This window comes from Methylibium sp. T29, assembly GCF_000576205.1.
In the GTDB taxonomy this organism is placed as follows: Bacteria; Pseudomonadota; Gammaproteobacteria; order Burkholderiales; family Burkholderiaceae_C; genus Methylibium; species Methylibium petroleiphilum.
Genome location: NZ_AZND01000522.1, coordinates 1 through 1,113, shown reverse-complemented (window position 1 = coordinate 1,113; position 1,113 = coordinate 1). Strand labels below are relative to the sequence as shown.

Annotated in this window: 3 protein-coding genes; 1 reads left to right on the top strand and 2 read right to left on the bottom strand. The window is 72.3% G+C overall.

What is annotated here, in order from left to right:
* A partial coding sequence (locus x551_RS24830; RefSeq protein WP_162833826.1) for a heavy metal-associated domain-containing protein occupies window positions 1-212 on the bottom strand: 212 nt, incomplete at its 3' end.
* Between the two features lie 148 nt (window positions 213-360).
* Between x551_RS24830 and x551_RS22535 the strand changes: the two genes are divergently transcribed.
* Window positions 361-561: a heavy-metal-associated domain-containing protein gene (locus x551_RS22535; protein ID WP_011831109.1), complete on the top strand. Its 201-nt coding sequence runs from the start codon at window positions 361-363 to the stop codon at window positions 559-561.
* Window positions 562-665: 104 nt separating this feature from the next.
* Here x551_RS22535 and x551_RS22530 read toward each other — a convergent pair.
* Window positions 666-1,113, bottom strand: a 448-nt coding sequence (locus tag x551_RS22530) for an alpha/beta fold hydrolase (RefSeq protein WP_036251858.1), incomplete at its 5' end; no start/stop codon positions are given.

Here is a 1,113-nt window from a genome sequence, read left to right as displayed (position 1 = left end):
GGCCTCGTAGCCGGCCGCGTGCACCGCGGCCTCCAGCACGCTGGGCAGCTGCCGGGCGCGGCGCGCACCTGCGCGGTCTCGGTCGCCAGGTTCACGACGGCCTCGGTGACGCCGGGCACCTTCTTCAGCGCCTTCTCCACGCGCAGCACGCACGATGCGCAGCTCATGCCTTCGATGCTGAGGGTCAGCGGGGGCGACGCAGCGGTGTTCATCATGGGTGCAGTCTCGACCTTCCCATCATGCAAAGTCAAACCCGCCGCCATTGACCTCACGCAAGACAGGGTGCTGGCCGCCGCTTGACCTTCCCACCGGGGCAACGTCGAAGATCGGGGCCCTTCCATTGCCTGCCAGGAGATGCAGATGATCGAGTTCGAGATCAAGGACATGAGCTGCGGCCACTGCGTCGGCGCCATCACGAAGGCGATCACTGCGCTGGACCCCGACGCCAAGGTGCAGGCCGAACTGCCGACGCACCGCGTGCGCGTGGAGACCGGCGTGCCGCGCGCGCAGCTCGAGCACGCGCTGCGCGACGCGGGCTTTCCGCCGACACCCGTGCTTTGATCGGTACGGCCCGTGGCGCGCGGCATCGCAACGCGGCCGTCGATGCGCATCGGAACGCCTGACCGTGCGGACCGGCAGCAGGCGCCCATGCCCGTGGTGCGGCTTCAGCGCGGCGGGCCCAGCACGCCGATCAGCGCCGTGGCGAAGGCCTCCGGACTCTCGATGTGCGGGATGTGGCCCACGTCCGGCAGCACGGCGAGCGTCGCGCCCGGCATCCAGCGCTGCAGCGCGTGCCCCTGGGCCAGCGGCGTGATGCGGTCTTCCTCGCCCCAGACCAGCGCCACCGGCAGGCCGCGTGCGGCCCAGGCGGTGAGCCGCTCGGGCCGCAGACTCTCGGCCGGTTCGCAGCTCGCCTGCGCGAAGGCCGCGGCCCAGTCGCCGAGCCGCTGGCTGAACGCGGTGCGGGCGAACGGCAGCCGGTAGGCGGGCAGCAGCGCGTCGGTCACTGCGTCCCGGCGGTGCACGAACTGGCGCAGCAGCGGACCGGTGAGCCCCGGCCAGGTGGCGGTGGCGCCGACCAGTGTGGTGCGCAGCGACCGGCTGGCCAGCAAC